The following is a 5,815-nucleotide window of genomic DNA, read 5'->3' on the forward strand; positions in this document are numbered from 1 at the left end:
GCCTATTAGTTCAACAGATGAATTTTGGTAGTTATCATCTTCAATTACTTTGGCAAATCCGATGGATGTAGTGCCTAGGTCAAGTCCTAGGATCGTTTTGAGTTTAGGCATGGCTGCAGAAGTTGTAACTAATTGAGGAATTATTGATATAAGTTAAGGAAGAAAAACATCTTCCCCAACTTATAAATTGAAAGCAATTCACAACTGATTTATTTATTATGATACTCCATTTTATAGTTAATGGGATTTGCATAAATAAATCATTATCTTTGTAGTGGAGCGGACGGGAATCGAACCCGTATTTCAAGTTGGTCGGACCTGGAACATTAGGCTTTATGCTACCGCCCCAAAATAAGATCGCTTCAGCGGTTTTATTTTGATTACACAAATATAGAGTATCAATAATTATAAATCACAGTTTTTATTATTTTTATTTTTGAAAATTTAAAACTTTCAATAATTTTACTATGAAAGCAATTCACAATAAGGATTATTCCGTTGTGAAAACATTTAGCGCCTCGTCTATCTACGGGGCTTTTTTATTCCCGAAGCGCTATACTTGAAATCACAAACAAGGGTTCATGAAGTGATATTGCAGGTAATGCAGGCAACCGGGTTGAGTTGTTAATGTACGAACTTTGGATGAATTTTGCAGCGGCTTTTTATTTTACTGTTTAAATTTTTTAGTGCGCTGTAAGATTTGCCCGGTAATGCGCTACATACCTGGATTTTTCTCTCCTTCTCATGCGGAATAGTGCTCCAGGCCCTGAACGGAGCGTCGCAACGGTTGTTGCATAGCAGCTATACAGCCGGCTCAACTGCAATAACAGGCATTATCCCGCTACCACTATGTTTATCCCCTCCCCTCCTCGCTCCCGCCTGTTGCGCAGGCGCCCGCCGCACAGTTGCGGCAACTCCTGCTGTAGATCGCCCGGTTATTCCTATTATTGCAGAATATTGTAAACTTCACACTCAAAGCGATCATTATGAAGCCTTTTCTTTCTATTGTTTTTGGAGTAGTGCTCAGTATGGGATCCTACGCACAGGAAGCATGGAAACCTGTTGAGGGCAAAATTACAACGCCATGGAGCGCGAACGTAAAAGCCGAACAGCCCCTGCCCGAATACCCCCGCCCGCAGCTCACCCGCAAAAGCTGGATGAACCTCAACGGCCTATGGCAATATGCTATTGTTCCCAAAGCGTCGGGCGAAGGCAAACCCGCTGCTTTTGACGGCAGTATTCTTGTTCCTTATGCAGTGGAATCTGCCCTGTCGGGAGTAGGTAAAACCGTGGGGCAGGACGGTATGCTTTGGTACGAACGTACAATTGAAGTGCCATCTGCCTATAAAAAGGGAAAAGTATTGTTGCATTTTGGCGCGGTTGACTGGCAGTGTGATGTATATGTGAATGGTACTAAAGTGGGTTCTCACCAGGGCGGCTATGATCCTTTTTCATTTGATATGAGCGCCGCGCTTAAAAAAGGAAAGCAGCAGGAGATCGCTGTGCGGGTTTGGGATCCCAGCGATGACGGTCCGCAGCCCCGTGGTAAACAGATCAAGAATCCTCACGGTATATGGTATACGCCGGTAACCGGTATCTGGCAAACCGTGTGGTTGGAAAATGTGCCTTCTACCTATATTGCGTCAACGGTTCAAACACCCGATATTGACAAACAATCGCTTTCTGTAAAAGTGGATGTAGAGAACCTGCAGCCGGGCGACGTGGTTAAGGTTATTGCATACGACGGCCAGCAGCAGGTTGCGGAACAAACGCTAAAAGGGGAAGAGGAAGCTACCTTAACAATAAACAACCCGAAGCTCTGGTCGCCCGGTGATCCTTTCATCTATGATCTTAAATACACGGTTACCCGCAAAGGGAAGCTGATAGATGAAGCGGGCAGCTATTTTGCGATGCGTAAAATTTCGGAAGCAACAGACAACAACGGTGTAAAAAGAATGTTGCTGAATAATGAATTCGTATTTCAATACGGTCCGCTCGACCAGGGCTGGTGGCCGGACGGCTTGTATACCGCACCCACAGATGAAGCGCTCAAATATGACGTGGAGCAAACCAAAGCGATGGGCTTTAATATGATCCGCAAGCACGTGAAGGTGGAACCCGCCCGGTGGTACTATCATTGCGATAAGCTGGGTATGCTGGTTTGGCAGGATATGCCCAGCGGCGATATGGGTGGAAACAAATGGGACATGCGGGTAGGACAAATTTCAGGCAAGAACCACGACAAAGAACGCAGCGCTGAATCCGAAGCCATTTACCGTACCGAATGGAAAGCCATCATGAACGCTTTGCACAATTTCCCTTCCATTGTAGTATGGGTACCTTTCAACGAGGCATGGGGTCAGTTTAAAACAAAGGAGATCACGGAATGGACAATGCAGCTCGATCCTTCACGGCTGGTAAATGAAGCCAGCGGCGGCAACTTTTTCACCGCAGGTCATATCCTCGATATTCATAACTATCCCGATCCGCAAATGCCATCGCCGGAAATATTCGGCGACAAGCAAATACTGGTACTGGGTGAATTTGGCGGGCTGGGGCTGCCGGTTGCCGGTCATACCTGGCAGGATAAAAACAATTGGGGATACCAGAGCTTTAAAAACAGCGATGAGCTGCTTGACCGCTATACCCGCCTCATCAACGACCTTACACCGCTCATTCCTTTAGGCCTTTCCGCAGCGGTATACACACAAACAACAGATGTGGAAGTAGAAGTGAACGGGCTGATGACCTACGACCGGAAGATCATGAAAATGCCTTTGGAAAAGCTGAAGCAACTGCATCAGCAGTTGTATGATAAGGGGCTGGTGAAGATGAAGTAGTCCAAATCTGTCAGGTCTGCCGAACGGCGGAGCAGCCTGGCAGACCTAACAGGTTTACCGAAAACAAACTCAGATGCGGCATTTCATCCTGATACTGTTCCTTATTCCATCGCTCCTCATTTCCTGTAAAACCCAATCACAGGATAATGATAAGCGCATGTTCAGCAATCCCCTGCTGCCTTCCGGCGCCGATCCCTTTTCCTTTTATAAGGATGGTTATTACTACTACACACATACGCTGGGCAGCCGGATCGCGATATGGAAAACCAAAAACCTGGCTGATCTGAAAAATGCCGAACGCAAGGACATCTTCACACCACCTGCGGGCACCATGTATTCGAAGCAGCTTTGGGCTCCCGAAATTCACTTTATCGAAAACAAGTGGTATGTATACTTTGCCGCCGATGACGGGAACAACAACAATCACCGCATGTATGTGCTGGAAAACGGGTCAGCCGATCCGATGTCCGGTGAATGGACTTTTAAGGGGAAAATTGCCGATCCCGCCGACAAATGGGCCATTGATGGAAACGTTTTCTTTTTCAATAAACAATTGTATATGATCTGGTCGGGCTGGGAAGGAGATGTGAACGGGCAACAGAATATCTATATCGCCAGGATGAAAAATCCATGGACGATTGATGGCAACAGGGTATGCATTTCAAAACCGGAGCTGGAATGGGAGACACACGGCGATTTGAATGATGCGGATAATCCACCACATGTAAGCGTAAATGAAGGCCCGCAGGCCCTGTTCAATGGCGACAAACTGTTTATTGTATTCTCTGCAAGCGGCTGCTGGACCGACTTTTACGCATTAGGCTTAATGCGGTTTACCGGCAGTAATAATTTATTGGATAGCGCTGCATGGAAAAAATCTCCGCTTCCTGTGTTTAAGCAGTCTGAGGAAAATGGCGTGTATGCGCCAGGGCATAATTCATTCTTTAAATCGCCCGATGGCAAAGAAAACTGGATCCTGTACCATGCCAATGCTTTACCCGGGCAGGGTTGCGGCGGGCATCGTTCGCCCAGGGCACAACCTTTTGGCTGGAACAGCGACGGCGCACCTCAGTTTGGCACACCTGTGAAACCTGGAACAATGCTGCCTGTTCCGTCGGGAAACAGCAATTACTGAACAAATCAAACCGGGAAAATGAAAAAAAACATTGCCTTGCTTTCCCTTTGCTTCTGTTTTGCGTCATTGACAGCGCAGGATCTCCGCGCTCCGGCTTACCCGTTAATAACACATGATCCTTATTTCAGCCTTTGATGATGCTGTATAGAAAAAAGGAATGACACCATTTGGCGATAATGCATCCACTGCAAAAACCCTGTGGAAATCGCATGATATATGGGCACGCCGCAGCTTTATATGGAACGGCGGAGATGTGAACAGTGAGTATAGAATCAGGAAGGGAATGCATGAACCAGTTGCTTTTGCAAAACATAGACGCCGTTTTTGCAGTTGAAGATTTTACTGCGCTGGGCGCCATACAGTCCATTAAAGCAGCCGATAAAAAGATCCCGGGCGATATTGCCATTGTTGGTTTTGCCAATGAGGCGTTTGGTGAGTATATTACACTCTCTTTATCAACCGTGAACCAGCAAACCGTTCATATGGGGGAAGAAGAGTGGTCAAAAATACCATCGCCGAAACTGGTGCTTAAGCCGGAGCTGATATGCCGGCAATCGAGTACCGGGAAAAAACATACAAAGTAAGATGATATCCAGAAAATATGATGCAGAACGGCTAAAGGAAAATTTTAAACAACACTTTCATGCAACACCCCTGCTGTTCCGGTCTCCGGGAAGAATAAACATCATTGGAGAGCATACGGATTATAATGAAGGATTTGTGCTTCCTGCAGCGATAGACCGTGCAGCCTATGTTGCCATCAGCAAAAGAAATGACGACAATATAGCGCTCGTTTCACTTGCATTTAATGAAACCTATACCTGTAAAATTTCAGAAATACGCCCTTTAAAAAGCTGGACGGATTATGTGCTGGGCGTTGTACATCAATTATCGAAACGCGGTATGGCTGTCGGCGGGTTTAACCTCGCATTGGATGGGGATATTATCATAGGAGCAGGCTTATCTTCTTCCGCCGCGGTGGAATGCAGTGTTTTGTATGCATTGAATGAATTGTTTGGATTGAGGCTCTCCAGAATAGAAATGGTAAAAATGGCACAGGCCGCCGAGCATGAATTTGCCGGGGTAAAATGCGGCATCATGGATCAGTTTGCTTCTGTTTTTGGCAAGGCAGATCATGCCGTGCAATTGGATTGCAGGAGCCTCGAATACCAGTATGTTCCTTTGTATATGGAAGGGGTCAGGATCGTGCTTTTCAATTCCAACGTATCGCATTCGCTGGCTTCTTCCGAATACAATACCCGCAGGCAGCAATGCGAGCAGGGGGTAGCCTGGGTGAATGAGCATGTGCCCGGTGTGCAATCATTGCGTGACGTGTCGCATGACATGCTTCAGCAGCACGTGCTGCCAAAAGATGCATTGATTTACAGGCGTTGCAAATATGTGCTGGAAGAAAATCATCGCCTGCTTGCCGCATGCGATGATCTTAAAAAAGGTGATATAGCCGCATTGGGACAAAAAATGTTCCGTACACATGAAGGACTGAGCAGGGAATACGAAGTGAGCTGCAGTGAGCTCGACTGGCTGGTTCAGTACGTTCGCAATGAAGAAGATGTGCTGGGCGCCAGGATGATGGGTGGCGGCTTTGGAGGATGCAGCATTAACCTTGTAAAAGAAAGCGCAGTAGATGCCCTGATTGAAAAAGTGAGCGCGGAATACAGGTTGGCTACCGGCCTAACGCTCAGCGTTTATGCGGTACAGATAGCTGACGGCACGGGGAAAATATAGCAGCAGGATGAAACTGTGTTGCATAAATTTGCTGCTCTGCATGAAGTCTACTGCTGTATGAAGTCTCTGACTGCTGCTGTATGAAGTCTCTGAC

The 5,815-nt window shown here is 46.6% G+C and carries 4 protein-coding genes and 1 tRNA gene; 4 read left to right on the forward strand and 1 reads right to left on the reverse strand.

Going from position 1 to position 5,815, the window contains the following annotated elements; all coding sequences use genetic code 11:
• Window positions 1–275 precede the first annotated feature (275 nt).
• Window positions 276–348: transfer RNA gene (locus PLH26_RS19505), tRNA-Ser, on the reverse strand.
• 638 nt (window positions 349–986) lie between these two features.
• Here PLH26_RS19505 and PLH26_RS19510 point away from each other — a divergent pair.
• The 4 genes from PLH26_RS19510 (at window position 987) to PLH26_RS19525 (ending at window position 5,721) form a co-directional block, all read left to right on the forward strand.
• On the forward strand, window positions 987–2,840 hold the full coding sequence (locus PLH26_RS19510; RefSeq protein WP_324587697.1) for a glycoside hydrolase family 2 protein: 1,854 nt from the start codon (window positions 987–989) through the stop codon (window positions 2,838–2,840).
• Between the two features lie 73 nt (window positions 2,841–2,913).
• On the forward strand, window positions 2,914–3,975 hold the full coding sequence (locus tag PLH26_RS19515) for a glycoside hydrolase family 43 protein (RefSeq protein WP_324587698.1): 1,062 nt from the start codon (window positions 2,914–2,916) through the stop codon (window positions 3,973–3,975).
• Window positions 3,976–4,235: 260 nt separating this feature from the next.
• Window positions 4,236–4,559 carry a substrate-binding domain-containing protein gene (locus PLH26_RS19520; protein WP_502876423.1) on the forward strand — a complete coding sequence of 108 codons (324 nt, stop codon included), beginning with the start codon at window positions 4,236–4,238 and terminating at the stop codon, window positions 4,557–4,559.
• 1 nt (window position 4,560) lies between these two features.
• Window positions 4,561–5,721 carry a galactokinase gene (locus PLH26_RS19525; RefSeq protein ID WP_324587700.1) on the forward strand — a complete coding sequence of 387 codons (1,161 nt, stop codon included), beginning with the start codon at window positions 4,561–4,563 and terminating at the stop codon, window positions 5,719–5,721.
• Window positions 5,722–5,815 lie beyond the last annotated feature (94 nt).

The organism is Agriterribacter sp. (assembly GCF_035444585.1).
Lineage (GTDB): Bacteria > Bacteroidota > Bacteroidia > Chitinophagales > Chitinophagaceae > Agriterribacter.

What these genes read in the sequence shown, in the direction of transcription:
- PLH26_RS19510 (WP_324587697.1), top strand. Translation starts at nt 987, where the DNA reads ATGAAGCCTTTTCTTTCTATTGTTTTTGGAGTAGTGCTCAGTATGGGA.
- PLH26_RS19515 (WP_324587698.1), top strand. Translation starts at nt 2,914, where the DNA reads ATGCGGCATTTCATCCTGATACTGTTCCTTATTCCATCGCTCCTCATT.
- PLH26_RS19525 (WP_324587700.1), top strand. Translation starts at nt 4,561, where the DNA reads ATGATATCCAGAAAATATGATGCAGAACGGCTAAAGGAAAATTTTAAA.